Raw genomic sequence first — 16384 nt, 5'->3', positions numbered from 1 at the left:
AGGTCGACCGGGGCGGGAGGGGGGGATATAAGGCCGCGACCCACGCCCGGAGCGTGGGCCCATGCGGACGGAGGCGTCTTTCCCCGTGTCGAGCAACGGAGAGCAGCAGCAGGAGCCGCGGACCTTCACCGAGGCCATCCTCGGCAAGGGCATCCACCAGGAGTCGTGGGCGAAGCGCTGGATGGCGCTGGAGCCGACGCTGCGCGTGGCGTTGGCGACAGCCGCCTTCGCGGCGCTGCTCTTCATCCCCTACCTGGGGGCGGTGGGCCTGTGGGACCCCTGGGAGACGCACTACGGCGAGGTGGGCCGCGAGATGGTCCAGCGCCGGGACTACGTGTACCCCTTCTGGGAGAACGCGTGGTTCTTCTCCAAGCCGCCGCTCACCATGTGGATGCAGGCGCTGGGCATGCAGGTGGTGGGCACGATGCGCACCGAGGGCGCCCTGGGCCTCTACACCGAGTGGGGCATGCGGATGCCCTTCGCCCTGCTGAGCATCGCCGCGGTGTCGCTGCTGTCGCTGGCCGTGGCGCGGGTGGTGAACCGGCGCGCGGGCCTGGCCACCGGCTTCGTGCTGGCCACCATGCCGCTCTACTTCCTGCTCACCCGGCAGACGGTGACGGACACGCCCTTCGTCACCACGCTGGTGTGCGCCATGGCGTGCGCGATGATCGGCCAGCTGGACGACGACATCACGAAGCACCGCGCCGCGTGGTGGTACGCCTTCTACGTCTTCGCGGGCCTGTCCACCCTGGCCAAGGGCCTGCTGGGCGTGGGCCTGCCGGCCGTCATCCTCGTGCTCTACGCCCTCTTCGCCGTCATCCCCTATGACGCGGCGAGCCTCAACGCGCACCTGCGCTGGCTGCTGGAGGCCCCCTTCCGCGCCGAGGTGCGCGAGGGCAAGCGCCCCATGCCGGTGCTGTGGGCGCAGATGTACAAGATGAAGCTGGGCACCGGCATCCTCGTGTTCTGCGCGGTGGCCGTGCCCTGGTACCTCGTGCTGTGCCTCTTCGACGGCGTGGACGACGAGGGCAAGCTCTTCTGGTACCGCTTCTTCATCCACGACCACCTCAACCGCCTGAGCGCGGGCGTGCACACCACCACGCCCGGCGGCACCTTCATCTACTTCATCGAGCAGGGCGGCTTCGGCATGTTCCCCTGGGTGGCGCTGGTGCCCGGTGCCTTCGCGCTGGTGTCGCGGTTGCGGCCGCGCTCGCGCGACAAGGCGGACCAGCTGGCCCTCATGGCCGCGCTGTGGGTGGCCTTCTCCTTCACCCTGCTGGCCTCCTCGGCCACCAAGTTCCACCACTACGTCTTCCCGGTGCTCCCGGGCATGGCCGTCCTCATCGCCCTCTTCGTGGACCGGCTCTGGGAGGAGGGCATCTCCGCCCATGCGATGAGCCTCGTCTTCGGGCTCATCCTCTTCATCCTCGTGGGCCATGACCTGGCCAACAACCCGAAGAACTTCACCGACCTCTTCGTCTACAACTACGACCGGCCCTACCCCAACGAGCTCGTCACCCGGCCCATCGCCATGTTCGTCTCCCGCCCGCTGTGGATGGGCGACCTGCTGACGCTGGTGCTGCTCTCGGTGGGTGCCTGGCTCGCGGTGGGCGCGTTCTCCGACAAGGGCAAGTCCTCGGTGTACGAGCGCGGCGTGGCGCTGCTGTGCCTGGCGCTGGGGCTCGCCTTCCTCGTGCCCATGGCCCTGCGCGGCGCGGTGTCCGCCAGCCCCCTGATGGGCGGGGCCCTGTTCCTCGTGGGCGGCTGGGTGGCCTGGCAGGCGTACCGGGCCGGCGAGGAGTCCCGTACCGGGCTGTGGGTGCTCGCCGCGGCCCTGCTGCTGGGCGGCGCCCTGGGCCTCGTGCGCACCGTCCGCGTGCCGCCCGCGGGCGACTCGCTCCTCAAGTCCCTGTCCGAGCCCGTCAACGTGAAGATGGCCATGGGCTTCGTCTTCACGGTGGCCGGGGGCCTGGCGGTGGTGGCGGCGATGCAGCGCGCGCGGGTGATGCTGTACGGCACCTTCTGGGCGCTCGCGGCCGGCTTCGCCCTCTGGTTCAACTGGGGCCACTGGGTGGACCTGTCCCACCACTGGACGCAGCGCGACCTGTTCTGGCGCTACTACGCCCAGCGCAAGCCGGACGAGCCCATCACCGCCTTCCTGATGAACTGGCGCGGCGAGACGTTCTACTCGCGCAACCAGGTGAAGCAGATCCGCGAGGCGCCCAAGCTCAAGCCCTTCGTGGACCAGCCCGGCCGCGAGTGGGCCCTGGTGGAGCACAACCGCCTCCCCCTGCTCAAGCAGGCCGCGGGCGCCGACAAGACCGTCACCGTCATCGACCGTGACATCAACAACAAGTTCATCCTGGTGACCATCGATTGAGCGGCATCTCCGTCCAGGGACTGGCCAAGCGCTTTGGCTCTCGCACCGCCGTGGAGGGGCTGGACTTCGACGTCCGCCCCGGCGAGGTGTTCGGTCTGCTCGGGCCCAACGGCGCCGGGAAGACGACCACGGTGCGCATGCTCACCGGCCTCCTCCAGCCCTCGGAGGGGGAGGCCCGCGTCTGGGGGCACTCGGTGCGCACGGACGGCGAGGCCCTGCGGCGCGTGGTGGGCCTGCTCACCGAGCAGCCCGGGCTCTATGAGCGGCTGAGCGCGCGCGACAACCTGCGCTTCTTCATGAAGCTGCACGAGCTGGACGAGCGCCAGGTGTGGCCTCGGGCCCAATCGTACCTGGAGCGCTTCGGGCTGGCGGGCCGCGAGAACGACCCCTGCGGCGGCTTCTCCAAGGGCATGCGGCAGAAGCTGGCCATCGTGCGCACGCTGGTGCACGACCCCAAGGTCATCTTCCTGGACGAGCCCACGAGCGGCCTGGACCCCGAGTCGGCGCGCACCGTGCGCGACGCGGTGGCGGAGCTGGCGGCGGAGGGACGCACCATCGTCCTGTGCTCGCACAACCTGGCCGAGGTGGAGCGGTTGTGCACGCGGGTGGCGGTGGTGAAGGGGCGGCTGCTGGCCATGGCCCCGGTGAACGAGCTGCGGCGCACGGGCAGCGCGCTGGAGGTGAAGGTGGAGGGCGAGGCCGAGCGCTACGTCCAGGCCCTGTCCGCGCTGCCCTTCGCGCCCAACGTGCTCGCCGAGGGCGCGCGGCTGCGGGTGATGCTGGCGGACGAGGCGCAGGCCCCGGACGTGGTGGCATGCCTGGTGGGCTCGGGAGCCCGCGTGCACAGCGCGGTGCCGGCCCAGCGTCCGCTCGAGGAGGTCTACCTGGAGCTCATTCGCGAGGGGAAGGTGTGAGCATGGCGTTCCGTTCCCGCCGCGCACTGGCCGTCTTCTGGAAGGACTTCCTGGATCTGCGCAGGAACCCGGTGCTGTTGCTGGGCATGGCGGCGCTGCCCCTGGTGCTGGTCGTGGTTCCGATGATCGTCGTCTGGACGTACGTGCGCGATCCGCACGACGGCAACCTCCGGGTGCTCGCCCTCTACTACGATCCGACGCTGCCCCTGAACGCCAACGCGGGGCGCTTCCTGGTGGAGCGCACGCTGCTGGACTGGTTCGGCATGTTCCTGGTGATGCCGGTGTTCGTCCCCATCCTCATCTCCTCGCAGAGCGTGGCGGGGGAGAAGGAGCGGCGCACCCTGGAGCCGCTGCTGGCCTCGCCGGTGACGGCGATGGAGCTGGTGGCGGGCAAGAGCCTGGCCTCGCTGGTGCCGGCGCTGCTGATCACCTGGACGGCCTTCGCGCTGCTGTGCGTGGGCGTGGACGTGGTGGCGTGGCCGCTGGGCCAGGGGCCGATGCTGCCCAACACCCTGTGGCTCTTCGGCGTCCTCGTGCTGGCGCCGCTCTTCGCCTTCTTCGGCAACGGCGTGGCGGTGCTCATCTCCGCGCGCGTCGCCGAGGCCCGCACCGCCCAGCAGCTCTCCGCGCTCATCGTGCTCCCGCTCGTGGGGCTGGTGGCCGGCCAGGTGGCGGGTTTCTTGAATGCCGGGCTGGTGTACTACGCGGTGCAGGGCGCGGTGGTGCTGCTGCTCGACGTGGCCCTGCTGTGGGCGAGTGTCCGCCTGCTGGACCGGGAGCGGCTGATCAGCCGGTGGGGGTAGCCGGGCGGACGGGGGAATGCCGGGTTGACTGGCCAAGGGTGCGGAACCTCTGGCATGTTCCCTGGACAGGCCGGGGGTGGTGCGATCGGCGGGCATGCAATGGGCCCGGTCGCTATGCGTTTAGCAGGGGTAGGCGGCGTGGCTCCCGGTAGTCGACGCGGTCTCTGGAGGCGACGAAAGCACGATGGGATTCTTCGGTACGATCAAGGACGAGGCGAAGCGGAACTTCATCGCGCGCGCCGACGAGGCGAAGGGCGAGATTGTCTACAAGTATCCGGAGAAGAACATCCGGATGCTCACCCAGCTCACCGTCGATGCGGACGAGGTCGCCCTCTTCGTCAAGGACGGGAAGGTGGAGGGCAAGCTGGGGCCGGGGCGGCACCAGCTGGACACCAGCAACATCCCGTTCCTGTCGCGCTTCGTGGAGGGCTTCACCGGCGGCAACCTGTTCATCGCCGAGGTCTTCTTCGTCTCCACGCGCGAGTTCACGGGCGTGAAGTTCGGAGGCCCCATCGGTGACGTGCGCGACCCGGAGACGGGGCTGGGCATCGGCACCATGGTGTACGGCGACTTCTCCGTCCGGGTGACGGAGCCGGAGAAGCTCGTGGTGGGCCTGGTGGGCATGGGCCGCACCAGCAACGCGGAGTTCCTGGGCTGGTTCAAGAACCAGGTGCTCAAGGTGACGCGGGACCGCATCGCCGAGCTGCTGGTGAAGAAGCGCTGGCCGCTGCTGGACGTGACGAGCGGCGCGTACACCGAGGAGATCGAGACCGAGGTGATCGCCGGCCTGAAGCCGCACGTGGACACGTACGGCATGACCGTGGTGCGGATGGGGAACTTCCACGTCAGCATCAAGGAGGAGGACGAGGCGACGCTGAAGAAGCTGTCGAAGGACGTGGCGTACTCGCGGCTGGCGGGCGGCTTCCAGCAGTACGCGCAGGGCCAGGCGATGCTGGGCGCGGCCGAGGGCATGGCCAAGGGCGGCGACGGCAGCGGCGCTGGCGCGGGGCTGCAGGGCATGGGCATGGGCATGGGCTTCGGCATGGCCCAGATGTTCACGAACCAGCAGCAGCAGAATCAGCAGCAGCACCAGCAGCAGCCGCAGCAGCCGGCTCCCGCGGCGGCACCCGCGGACACGCGCACCCCGGCGCAGCGGCTGAAGGAGCTGAAGGAGCTGAAGGACGCGGGCGTGCTGTCGGATGAGGAGTACAACGCCAAGCGCGCGGAGCTGATGAAGCTGCTGTAGCCGTCCGCCTCGAGGTGCCCCAACTGCCCCCATTTCCCCTCTCCCCCCGGGAGAGGGACGGGGTGAGGGTATCTGGGCTCCCGAGTTGTCCCCCGAGGCCTCCGTCCGTGATTCCGGGCGGGGGCCTTCGTGTTCCTACCGCCGGGTCTTGTGTCCGTGTCCCGGGCGGAGTCCGTCCTTCTTCCTGGGGGCCGAGGCCTTGCCGGGCTTCGAGGCGCGGGCCTGGCGGGACTCGGCCTTGCGGACCTTCGAGGCCTTCGACTTCGAGGCACGGGCCTGAAGGGGCTTCTTCGCCGGGCACGTGGCCGCCGAGGTGGGCGGGGGCGCGGGGGCGGGAGTCACGGGCGTGGCCGGAGGGGGCTCGGCGGCCGGAGCCTGCTCGGGGGCCGCCGGGGTGTTCTCGGGAGTGGCCGGGGCGGTGGGCTCGGGGGCGGTGGGGCCCGCGGGGGCCTCGGACGGAGCGACACTCTCATCCCGGGCATCCAGCTTGATGGGGACGCCCAGGGTGGTGCCCAGCCGCAGCAGCAGCACGTCCGGGGCGATGCCGTTCTCCCCCATGCTGTCGGCCACCTCGCGCGCGGAGAGCGCGTTGCCGTGCGCCCACAGCCCCTGGAGGAACTTCCCGGCATCCGGCTCGTGCCACCAGGACGGGCCGAAGCGCGCCTTGAGCTGGCCCTGCAACTGGCCCGCGAGGAACCACGCGCGGAAGTGGTCCGCCGACTGGAAGAAGTCCTCCTGCTCCACGAGGTAGCGCGCCACGTCGTCCTTCGTCGCGGGCATCTCGTCCACGCGCTCGAGCATGGCCTTGTACAGCTCGCGGGCGTCCACGCCCTCCTCCTGCCGGTGCAGCGCGAGCTGGTACAGCAGCCGGCCCGCGGCGCGGCGGATGAGGAACAGCTTGTGGGCGCTCGTGGCCGCCAGGTACGTGGCCCGGTCCTTCCCCGTCAGCCCCGCGTGCTCCTCCAGCCACACCGGGTCCTCCGTCAGGTCCTCGAAGAGGGCCGCGTACGCCTCGGTGACGGTGGGGTTGCCCAGCTTGGCCAGCTCGAAGCGCGGCTCCTTCGTGTACGCGTAGTGCAGCGTGTGGCCGAACTCGTGCAACAGCCGCGACTGCTCCAGCGCCCCGTCCACGGGCCGCACCGACAGCCGCACGTCCCCGGGCACCTCGATGCCCAGCGACAACGGGCGCGGATTCTTGCGCTTCACGCCCTCGCGCGCGTCGATGCGCACGTTCTTCATGCCGCCCAGGTCGATGCCCATCCCCGACAGCGTGCCGTGCGCGCGCAGCAGCAGCTCGGTCTTGGGGAAGAAGCCATCCACCTCGCGCGGGCGGAACAGCCGCGGCAGGTCCGCCCGGGTGAGGTTCGTGAAGGGCATCCCCAGCTCGCGCTGGGCCAGCCGCTCCATCACGTCCTTGTAGGGCGCCTCGGTGGCCTGCAGCACCTCCTCGGCCAGCAGGGCCAGCCGGCCCAGGTCCGCTTGCCGCAGCTCCCCGCCAAAGGCCTCGTACGAGGGGTAGCCCAGCTCGCGCACCAGCTCCTCCGTGCGCTGCTCGCGCCGCTGGATGAGCGGGTTGAGCCGCTCCAGGGCCGGCGTGGCCGCGGTGTAGAGGGCCTTGCGCCTGGGCGCGCTGCGCTCGTTGGCGAGCAACCGCTCCAGCTCGCTCCAGCGCACCTCGCGGCCGTCCACCTGGAAGGTCAACGACGCCTCCAGGTTGGCGATGGCGTCGTTCACCTCGGCGAGCTGCTGCGACAGGTACTCGCCCGCGAAGTGCGACTGGAGCGCCGTGAGGGCGCGCAGCTCGCGCGGCTCCGTGGTGCGCTGGCGCAGCCGGTCGATCTTCCGGATGTTGTCGAGGCTGAACAGCGTCTCCCTGCCCACGTACGTGGAGGCGACGTCGGCGCGGGCCCCCTCGGACCAGTAGCTCCACACGAGCAGGTCCTGCGCCTTGAGCAGGTCCGCCGCGTCGGAGGCGAGCCGCGCCACCTCGGCGGCGAGCTGCTGCTCCTCGGTGAGAGGGGGAGGCGCCTTGGGCGTGGTGACGCACCCACCGAGGGTGCTGAGGCTGAGGGTCAGGAGGAGTGCGGGAAGCCTTGGGCGCATGGGACGCGCAATGTAACTTCCGCCGCGCTCATGCCCAATCCAGTCCAGTGGCGCTCGGCCGCCGGCCGGCAGGCGCTCTACGGAGCCCTCCGCCGTTTCTTCACCCAGCTCGGCTACCTCGAGGTGGAGACCCCCCTCCTCATCCCCGCCCCGGGGATGGAGCCCCACATCACCGCCTTCGAGGCGCCCTTCGTCCCCGAGACGGACGTGGGCCAGCGCCGCACCCTCTACCTGCACACCAGCCCCGAGTACGCCATGAAGCGCCTGCTCGCCGATGGCGCGGGTCCCATCTTCCAGATTTGCAAGGTATTCAGAAACGGAGAGGTGTCTCGGACCCACAACCCCGAGTTCACCCTGCTGGAGTTCTACCGGCCCCGGGCGGACTACCACGCCATCATGGCGGACCTGGAGGGGGCGCTGGCGGAGGCGGACCAGGCGGTGGGGGGCGATGGCTTCTTCCGCCGCACGCCCTACGAGCGGCTGTCCGTGAGGGACGCGGTGCTCCGGGAGACGGGCGTGGACCTGCGGGCCTGCGCGGATGGGCCCTCGCTGAAGCGGGCGGCGGAGGCGGCGGGGGTTCGCACGGGAGATGCCACCAGCTTCGACGATGTCTTCTTCCACCTGTTCCTGCAGAAGGTGGAGGGGAAGCTGGGGTGGGAGCGGCCGACCTACCTGACGGAGTACCCGGCCTCCATGGCCTCGCTGGCGCGGCTCAAGCCGGGGGACCCGGCGGTGGCCGAGCGTACGGAGCTGTACGCCCGGGGGCTGGAGCTGGCCAACGGCTTCTCCGAGCTGACGGACGCGGTGGAGCAGCGCGCCCGCCTGGTCGAGGAACAGGAGTTCCGGCGCAATGCGGGCCGGGCCGTGTATCCACTGGACGAGCGGTTCCTTGACGCGGTAGGCCACATGCCGCCCTCGGCGGGCATCGCCGTGGGGCTGGACCGTATCCTGATGCTGTTGCTGGGCGTGGAGTCCATCTCGGATGTCCTCCTGTTCCCGGCCCATGAGTTCGTTTGAGAAGTGACATGGCCAACAAGAAGCCGCAGACCCACAGTTTCCAGGCCCATCCCTGGCACGGCATTTCCCCGGGTGACGAGTCTCCCGAGACCGTCACCGCGTACATCGAGATGGTGCCCACCGACACGGTGAAGTACGAGCTCGACAAGGAGACGGGCATCCTGCGGCTGGACCGGCCGCAGCAGTTCTCCAGCCAGTGCCCCACGCTCTACGGCTTCATTCCGCAGACGTACTGCGACGAGCTGGTGGCGAAGCGCTGCGCCGAGCGCACCGGGAACAAGGGCATCAAGGGCGATGGAGACCCGCTCGACATCTGCGTGCTGACGGAGAAGGTGATTCCGAGCGGCGCGCTGCTGGTGCACGCCGTGCCGGTGGGCGGCTTCCGCATGGTCGACGGCAACGAGGCGGACGACAAGATCATCGCCGTGCTGGAGTCGGACCTGGTGTACGGGGCACTGCAGCACGTGGCGCAGCTGCCGACCGCGCTCGTCGAGCGGCTCAAGCACTACTTCCTCACGTACAAGCAGATTCCCAGCCAGGCCAAGCGCGCGGTGGAGATCGTCGAGATGTACGATCGCAGCGAGGCGCACGAGGTCATCATGCGCAGCATGAAGGACTACCAGCGCGTGTACGGCCAGGCCACGCCCGCGCGCAAGCCGCGCGGCCGCAAGGGGTAGCCCCTGGATGCGCTCCTGCCCACGTAGGGGCTTGGCTCCGCCGTATTACCCCGGCAGGACGTTGAACGCCAGAGCGTGAACAGTTCCTGAGATCACTGCTGTTAGGTGTGCTGCGAGTCTAACCGGTCGAGCAACGATGACGGATCAGCAGATCAACAACTACGCGCGTCGGCTGCTCGTCGAACTCTTCGTCCAGCTCGGAGAGAAGCACGCTTGGTTCCACGATGAGGAGTACCGGACCGTAGTGGACTTGGCAAACAAGCTTGAGGCGGAGATCGAGCGGGGCATCGCGCTCCTGGATGCGGGCAAGGAGTTGCCCGCGGACATGTGGCCCCTCGTAAAGCTCAGGGTCGTGGACCGATTCCTGAACGAGAACAGTGGGTTCCAACCCACAGGGGTGCTGGCTCAGGTGACATTGGACGGGAAACGGCGCTTCCAGGTCTACCGGCGTCCGGTGGGCCCACGCCGGTCTTCCGTCGAACGCCAGATCAGCGGGCACCTGCGCGCCTGGGTGAAGCACCACTGGGTCATCCCGGAGACGTTCCTGGACTATAGCGTCGAAATCGTCAGGCCTCCCCAGTTCCTCATCACGAAGCTCGAAGCCCTCCGGGGGCGCCGTGAGCCGTTGCGAGTGGCCATCTACCACTTCGAGGATGGCGTGGAGATCGTCTGGCACGAGCACCTGCTTCCCCATTGGCAGGCCGTTGACCTCAAGGCGCCGGAGACGCGATGGTCCCGGGTGGAGCGCCTGCTGGAGCGTGCCCTCCAGGCGCAGGTCCACGTTCTGGTCCTCCCCGAACTCACCATCACACCGGACCTGCGCCGCCGGATCCAAGGCTGGTTGAAGAAGAACCTCAGCCGCCACTCGCTCCTCCTGGTGCTGCCGGGCAGTTTCCACGAGCCCGACCCCGCCCAGCAGGGCAAGGCCTTCAACAGGACGCAGTTGCTGGACAGCGCCGGTCAGGTCGTGATGGAGCACACCAAGCTCACCCGATTCAGTCAGGGGGGGGCATTCGAGAGCATCCTCACCGGAAGCCGCATCAGGCTCCTGCCGCTACCCATCGGATTGATGGCCACCCCCATCTGCCTGGACTTCTGTCAGTCCGCCCACCCCATTCGCGAACTCTGGAAGGTACTCGGTCCGGAGTGGTTGCTCGTTCCAGCGTACGGCAACCAGTCGAGCGTGAACGCCCATCGCGCTGCGGCGAAGGATCTTCGGACTTCCCACGGAAGCCGGACGGTGCTCGCCAACCAGCATCGCCAGGGGGAGCAGTCGGCTCCTGGATTCATCGGGGATCCGTCCTCGGAGTCCCTGGCCCTGAGTCCCGAGGAGCAGACTGCGGAACAGGCGGACGCCTTTCAGGTAGAGAGCCTGTGGATCTGGTCCGACGAGACGTCGGGGGGAAACAAGAGTGGCCCGGGACTGGTAAACTAGAGTAAACAGGCTTATTGCCAGGAGTTTACTCATGCCGCTCGATCTTGAGGAGTGTGCCCCCGAAGATGTGGCGGTCTACTCCACGTTGCCCGAGTTGCTGGAAGCCGTCGAAGCCATCTCGCGCTGGAGCGACCGGAAGGCGGCGGTGTTGGACTACGTCTATTGCGAGCGGCTGCTGAAGCTGATCCGGACGAACGCACCGAGAGAACAGCTCGAGGAGTTCAACGAGCACCTAGTCCAGGTGGTGCATCCCCTGCGACAGGAGGATCTGGACGGCCTGAGCCTACGCTACTACCAGCGCTGGTCCCTGTTGCGTGAGCTCCTGGAGCGGCGCATCGAGTCGCTGCGCGGTGAGCTGCCTCAGCAGTTGCTGGCGCGGGAGCACGTGTCCTCCATACTGGAGTACCTCTCCCGGGCCCGTGGGCCCGTGAGCCAGCAGGACCTTATGCGGGAGCTGGATCTCCGAAAGGCCAACCTGTCGCGCATCCTGAGCCGACTGGAAGCCCACGAACTCATCGAGAAGCTTCCTGGCAAGGGGGGCAGCAATCTCATCAGTCTGGGATTCCGTGGCCGCGAGCTGGAGCTGGCATCGGCTACCGCCCCGCAGCCCCCAACGCCCACCGTCGAGAAGCCTGGGACGATGGCGCGCTTTTCTTCGCTCATGGCGGACGATGATTCGCCTTCTCCCCCGATGTGACGATGACGACCCACATCTCTACTTTCTATAGCTTCAAGGGTGGCGTTGGACGCTCTCTCTTGCTCGCCAATGTCGGCGTCAGTCTCGCGCGCAGCTCGCAAAAGGTCCTGCTCTGGGACCTCGACATGGAAGCACCGGGAATGCATTACATCTCGGGGTTGCGAGCGCAGAAGTTGCCGGCCCGCGGCTTCCTGGAGTGGCTCGTGGATTGGCAGCAGGCGGGCTCTCTGATTCCGGAGGGACACCTGCTTGAGTCCTTCCTGTCGCTGGCCTATGCCGTCCCCAACATCCCGGGATTGTTTGTCCTGCCTGCGTTCGGAGAACGCGGCAACTTCGCTCGTCTGTACCAACAGATTGACTGGCACGCCTTCACCGCTCGGAATCCAGAGCTCGGTCTGAAGCTGTTTCAACGCCTCCTGGATGCGCTCTCCGCGAAGTTTCAGTACGACCACGTTCTGCTGGACTCGCGCACGGGCATTACGGATCTGGGAGGGCTGCTCACCGCCGTGTTGCCCCATGCGACGGTATTGGTGGGCAACTACTCGGCGCAGAACACGGTGGGCCTGTTGAGTGTCTACCGCGCGCTCCAGAAGGCAGTGGACGACAAGCTTTCCGTGCGCACCCAGGGAGCACTCCAGCGCATCCTCGTCGCATCGCCCGTGCCCCTTGATGAGGATCCGAGCAGCCTCGCCCGCCGCCGTGCTGTCTGGGATGGTCAATTTGAACTGCCGCCCGACGAAACCCGCGTGGAGGTGCCCTTCGTGGCCCGGCTTCTCTTCAGCGAGGAACTACTCGTGGAGACGGAGCCCGACTCTCCCGTGGCGCGCGCCTACAAGCGAGTGGCTCAACAGCTTCTCGACCTGCGCAAGGCGCTTCTCCGGAAGCAGGAGTCTGCCGAGCTCGAGTCCGTGCTCTACCGCGACCTCTCTTCGAATCCTTCCTCGAACCGGCCAGGCCCCAGGCAAAAGGAAGTGCGTGGCCCCTCCTTCGAACAACGGGTCGAGCGGTTGCTACAGCTGTTGGGTTACTCGGTGAGCCGTGGCGAAACAACCGGCCTCATCGCCCAGCGAAAGAGCGGCTTCCAGCAAGAACGCTATCTCGTTGCATGCAAGGAGTCTCGTAGCTCCTTGAGTGCGGCTGCGGTGGCGGACCTCGCGGACTCTTTGCGAGCGGCAATCGAGCAGCTCCCTGGGACAAAGCCCATGTTGGTGGCGTCCGCGTTTTCGGAGGCTGCCCGCGATTACTTCCGGAATTGGCCGGGAGTGGCCTTGACCCTGAGCGAGCTGGAAGGGGAGCTGTTCGACTTCAAGCCCTACCTCACTCGTCTCCGGAGGAATTACGAGGAGAGCACCCTCGCGCGCGCCTATGTGGATTCGCGTTTCGTTCCGAGGTCTCACGAGCCCAAATCCATACCCGTACTGGAACGGGGCAAGGCATGGGCTCGCGGGAAGGGCTCGCGCCTCTGGGTCGTGCTGGGGGAGGCGGGGACAGGGAAGACCAGCTTCGTTCGGAGGCTTGCCTACGAGTTGGCGACTGCCGCCGAGCGTGACGCGGAAACGCCCATTCCTCTCTATATTCCGTTGAGGGAGTTGTCGGGTGCCCTGACACTGGAAATGCTGCTCCAGGAACACATGGCCACGGCTGTGGGCTGGCGCGGAGACCCCGCCGTCCTGCTCCACCTGCTCTCTCTGGGCCGTGTGGTCTTGTTGCTGGATGGTTTGGATGAGATGGGGAACGCGGCGGCCAACCTATCCGCGCTGGAGGATCAATTTCGCAATCTGGTCCGGCCAACGGCGCTCGAACCTGAACGGCGTCGCGGCAATCGGGTTCTGCTGACCGCCAGGACGGGTCTGTTCCGCGAGCCGCGGCCGGTCGGTTCCCGTTCTCCCGAGGTGGGGCAACCCCAGCTGACGTCGCTGGGCCAGGTCGCTCTGGCGTTCGGGGCGGAGGTTGACGAACTGGCGGGGTGGAATCAGGAGCAGCTCCTCCGGTTCCTCACGCGCTCCTTTGGTGATGAGCGGGCGGAGCAGTGGCGCATGCTCCTGAGCAGGTTGGAGGAAAAGGCGGAGCTGGTGATGTCCCGCCCGTTACTCGTGGAGATGCTGCTATATGCGGCTCCTGACCTTTCCGCCCAGAAGGGACCCTTGAGTCTGGGTTCCCTCTTCCAGCATTTCACCGACCGCTGGTTCAAGACAGAGTCCCTGCGGAGTCCCGATGCGGCAATGGTCCAGCCCCAGATCTTCGAGCACATCGCCCGAGAGCTGAGAGGACGTCCGCAGGGCAGGTTGCACTTGCGCCAGCTCGTCAGTCTGGTGAGAGAGTCGGATGAGCGGCTTTCTCTCGCGGAGTCCGAGCGCTTGAGCGCGGAGCTACGGAGTTCCCCATTCCTCACGCGAACGGAGCCCGCTGGTACCTACCAGTTCTCATTCAAGAGCTTCGAGGAGTTCTTCTTTGCCCGGTACCTGCTTCGTGCGGCACGGGGACGGACCCTGACGAGCGCGCTGGATACACCTCCACTGACGGCGGAGTGTGTCTCCTTTTTGGTCGACCTCAGCGCGATTGAGGGTGGACGGGACGAACTCCAGATGGCTCTGAGGGCAGTGCTCGATTCCCCTTATCGTTCGCGGGTCAGTGAAAATGCCCTCAGACTTGCCTATGAATGGTCCTGCAATACGGCAGGGCAGGCGGGTTCTCGGAGTCAGGAGGAGATGTCTCGAATTGTTCCTCCTGGGGTCCGGTTGCAGGGCGCGGACCTTCGCAATGCCCGGCTGGCCTTTGCTTGGCTCGAGGGTGCTCATCTCGAAGGGGCGCAACTGGATGGAGCTGATCTCACGGGCGCCAACTTCCGGCGGGTCGTTGGGACAGGGCTCAAGGCTCGCGGTAGTGTACTGGATGGGGCGGACTTCGCAGGCGCGGACCTGGAGGCGGCGGACTTCTCCGGGAGCAGTGCCGTTCAGCGGCCTCCTTTGTTTGAAAAGGCCATGCTCCGCGATGTACGTCTGCGAGGAACCGCATGGCAGATGCCCGATTTGCACGAGGCTTTTCTCAAGAGCACCGATCTGGGTCTTGCGCGGTGGAGTGCTCCGCGGATGGTGGAACAAGGACCCCAAGACGCTTCCCTGGTTCCGGTACTTCAAGGGAAAATCCGTTCCATCGCCATTTCACCTGATGGCTCGCTCCTCGTGATCAACTCCGGCCGAAACCCCTGTGTCGTGGATGCTACTTCTGGTCGTCCCTTGACGACGCTGGAGGGTAACGAGTCAGCGGTGAACTGGGTAGCCATTTCCCCTGACGGAGAGAGGGTCGCGGGGGGCTGTGCCGATGGCAAGGTGATCCTTTGGGAACTCGCATCTGGGAAACTGCTCCGGAGCACTCAGGCTCATGAGGATGAGATTATCGAGGTGATGTTCTCACCGGATGGCAGAATGCTTGCCACAGCTTCCGATGACGGTACCGCTCGCTTGTGGGACGCGCACGCCGACACACTGCTGAGAACCTTGGATGGTCATGGGAAGGCGGTGATGACAGTCGCATTCTCCCCTGACGGATTGCTGCTTGCTACTGGATCGGAAGATGCGGTGATCATCATCTGGGAAATTACACAGGGCACGCTTATTCGCACCCTGAGAGGGCATAGAAGTTCGGTCATCTGGTTGGCATTTAATCCGCGATCTTCGCAGCAACTGGCGAGCGGCTCCGAGGATGGGACGCTGCGCATCTGGAATGTGAGTGATGGAATCGAAACCACTCACTTCGACACTAATCAGGGCGCTGTCAACAGTATGGCGTTCAATGGTACGTACCTGGCTGCTGTCACGGCTCGGGACCGGTTGTTGGTTTGGAACAGCGAAACGAGCACTGTGGTGCGCAATATTGCCCTTCAATCGCAAGAGGGAGTTGTGACCTTTTTGCCAGGGAGTGTCTCGGGCATTGTCTTTGCGGCGAGCGGAACACTTTCCATCGAGCACCTCGATGGTTCCGGAGTGGGGGCGTTGAGAGTCTCCATTCCCTGGGTACTTGATACCGTGTTCATGCCGGATGGAAATGCGGTCATCGGGTGTGAGGATGGAACGATCTGGATCTGGGATACACGGACTGGAGAGTGTCGGCTCTCCGTTCAAACTGGCCATGACGATATGATCGGGCTGGCGGTATCCCCAGATGGAAAGCGGTTGGTGACCGCTGCGATTTATGGCGCTGTTCAGATGTGGAGCCTTGAGACAGGCGAGATGCTGGGTGTCATCTCGAATTTGGAGCGCCTCCTGTTCCTGTCATTCTCTCCAGATGGAAAGTACCTCGCAGGAGTAGGGCAGTATGCATTGGTCTGGGACTTGACCTCACCCCGGCCGCAAGTGGCTTTTGCATTGGAAGGACATGAAGGACTGGTTTTAGGAGGAGTTTTCTCCCCGGACGGGAAGTGGCTGGCCACTTTTGACGATGAGTCTGTGCGACTGTGGGATGGCAAAACCGGAGCGGCGGTACGACCCATGAAGGGTTTTTCGCACGAGCCGAGTTGTGTCTCCTTCTCTCCAGATGGAAGGTGGCTGGCGAGCGCAGGAGATAATGGTGAGATCCGTGTCTGGGACCTTCAGTCGCGCGGGTTGACCCATATGTTGAAGAGCCCCGATGAGACCATTTTCGACATATCGTTTTCCCCGGATGGAAGCCGGCTCCTGACAGGCTCAAGTGTCGGGTCGATTTGTGTCTGGGACCTCCGGGCGGGCGCTCTCCTCAAGCGACTAGATGCGCATCGAGAGGAGTTGGATCACGTGGCGTTCTCTCGGGACGGCCATCGCGCGATGACGACTTCATGGGACGGTGCTACACGGCTCTGGGATACGGAGACGTGGAACTCCCTGGCGGAACTTGTTCGTTTGCCGCAGGGCTGGGCCACGCTTGCTGGCCCGTATGCCGTTGTCTCGAACGGTGCGGACACGGACAGGGTTTCCGTACAGTCTGGAAATCGGTTTGCCCCTCTCACGCTGCTGCGGGACGTGTGTGTTCGGCCGGAAAAGGTTCGAGCTGCGTTGGCGGGACAGCCTCTCGAGCCGCTGCGCTTGGACCTCTCCCTTGCGGAGAGCACGCGAACGGGGCGGAACTGAGGGGTGATCC

10 protein-coding genes are annotated in these 16384 nt (G+C 66.3%); 9 read left to right on the top strand and 1 reads right to left on the bottom strand.

Annotation, left to right across the window (positions count from 1 at the left end; translation table 11 throughout):
* Positions 1 to 85 precede the first annotated feature (85 nt).
* From VFZ09_RS18855 to VFZ09_RS18840, 4 genes are all read left to right on the top strand, one after another.
* Positions 86 to 2380 carry a glycosyltransferase family 39 protein gene (locus VFZ09_RS18855; RefSeq protein WP_329728990.1) on the top strand — a complete coding sequence of 765 codons (2295 nt, stop codon included), beginning with the start codon at positions 86 to 88 and terminating at the stop codon, positions 2378 to 2380.
* Positions 2377 to 3294 carry an ABC transporter ATP-binding protein gene (locus VFZ09_RS18850; protein WP_329728989.1) on the top strand — a complete coding sequence of 306 codons (918 nt, stop codon included), beginning with the start codon at positions 2377 to 2379 and terminating at the stop codon, positions 3292 to 3294. Before VFZ09_RS18855 ends, VFZ09_RS18850 begins: the two co-directional genes overlap by 4 nt.
* Positions 3295 to 3296: 2 nt before the next feature.
* Entirely contained in the window at positions 3297 to 4097 is an 801-nt protein-coding gene (locus tag VFZ09_RS18845) for an ABC transporter permease subunit (RefSeq protein WP_329728988.1), read from the top strand.
* A 184-nt stretch (positions 4098 to 4281) separates the two neighbouring features.
* On the top strand, positions 4282 to 5343 hold the full coding sequence (locus tag VFZ09_RS18840) for an SPFH domain-containing protein (protein WP_329728987.1): 1062 nt from the start codon (positions 4282 to 4284) through the stop codon (positions 5341 to 5343).
* A 135-nt stretch (positions 5344 to 5478) separates the two neighbouring features.
* Here VFZ09_RS18840 and VFZ09_RS18835 read toward each other — a convergent pair whose 3' ends face one another.
* Positions 5479 to 7446, bottom strand: coding sequence for a chromosome segregation protein SMC (locus VFZ09_RS18835; RefSeq protein WP_329728986.1), 1968 nt, complete (start codon positions 7444 to 7446; stop codon positions 5479 to 5481).
* Between the two features lie 30 nt (positions 7447 to 7476).
* On the opposite strand from VFZ09_RS18835, the gene epmA reads away from it, so the two are divergent.
* The 5 genes from epmA to VFZ09_RS18810 all read left to right on the top strand — a co-directional run bounded on the left by epmA (position 7477) and on the right by VFZ09_RS18810 (position 16374).
* Positions 7477 to 8463 carry an EF-P lysine aminoacylase EpmA gene (gene epmA, locus VFZ09_RS18830; RefSeq protein WP_329728985.1) on the top strand — a complete coding sequence of 329 codons (987 nt, stop codon included), beginning with the start codon at positions 7477 to 7479 and terminating at the stop codon, positions 8461 to 8463.
* Positions 8464 to 8471: 8 nt separating this feature from the next.
* Positions 8472 to 9140 (top strand): inorganic pyrophosphatase, encoded by a 669-nt coding sequence (locus tag VFZ09_RS18825; RefSeq protein ID WP_329728984.1) that lies wholly within the window; start codon positions 8472 to 8474, stop codon positions 9138 to 9140.
* 136 nt (positions 9141 to 9276) lie between these two features.
* A complete protein-coding gene (locus VFZ09_RS18820) occupies positions 9277 to 10575 on the top strand; it encodes a hypothetical protein (RefSeq protein WP_329728983.1) in 1299 nt (432 codons plus the stop codon).
* Between the two features lie 31 nt (positions 10576 to 10606).
* Positions 10607 to 11272, top strand: coding sequence for a helix-turn-helix transcriptional regulator (locus VFZ09_RS18815; protein ID WP_329728982.1), 666 nt, complete (start codon positions 10607 to 10609; stop codon positions 11270 to 11272).
* A gap of 2 nt (positions 11273 to 11274) precedes the next feature.
* Complete coding sequence (locus VFZ09_RS18810; protein WP_329728981.1) at positions 11275 to 16374, top strand: KGGVGR-motif variant AAA ATPase; 5100 nt, start codon at positions 11275 to 11277, stop codon at positions 16372 to 16374.
* The last annotated feature ends 10 nt before the right edge of the window (positions 16375 to 16384 follow it).

Origin of the sequence: Archangium sp. (genome assembly GCF_036277355.1) — a bacterium.
Classification (GTDB): Bacteria; Myxococcota; Myxococcia; order Myxococcales; family Myxococcaceae; genus Archangium.
This window is presented reverse-complemented; position numbering and strand designations above follow the sequence as displayed.

Excerpts from the sequence above, each read along its gene's own strand:
- VFZ09_RS18845 (WP_329728988.1), top strand. The coding sequence starts at position 3,297 with ATGGCGTTCCGTTCCCGCCGCGCACTGGCCGTCTTCTGGAAGGACTTC.
- VFZ09_RS18840 (WP_329728987.1), top strand. The coding sequence starts at position 4,282 with ATGGGATTCTTCGGTACGATCAAGGACGAGGCGAAGCGGAACTTCATC.
- VFZ09_RS18835 (WP_329728986.1), bottom strand. The coding sequence starts at position 7,446 with ATGCGCCCAAGGCTTCCCGCACTCCTCCTGACCCTCAGCCTCAGCACC.
- epmA (WP_329728985.1), top strand. The coding sequence starts at position 7,477 with ATGCCCAATCCAGTCCAGTGGCGCTCGGCCGCCGGCCGGCAGGCGCTC.
- VFZ09_RS18825 (WP_329728984.1), top strand. The coding sequence starts at position 8,472 with ATGGCCAACAAGAAGCCGCAGACCCACAGTTTCCAGGCCCATCCCTGG.
- VFZ09_RS18820 (WP_329728983.1), top strand. The coding sequence starts at position 9,277 with ATGACGGATCAGCAGATCAACAACTACGCGCGTCGGCTGCTCGTCGAA.
- VFZ09_RS18815 (WP_329728982.1), top strand. The coding sequence starts at position 10,607 with ATGCCGCTCGATCTTGAGGAGTGTGCCCCCGAAGATGTGGCGGTCTAC.
- VFZ09_RS18810 (WP_329728981.1), top strand. The coding sequence starts at position 11,275 with ATGACGACCCACATCTCTACTTTCTATAGCTTCAAGGGTGGCGTTGGA.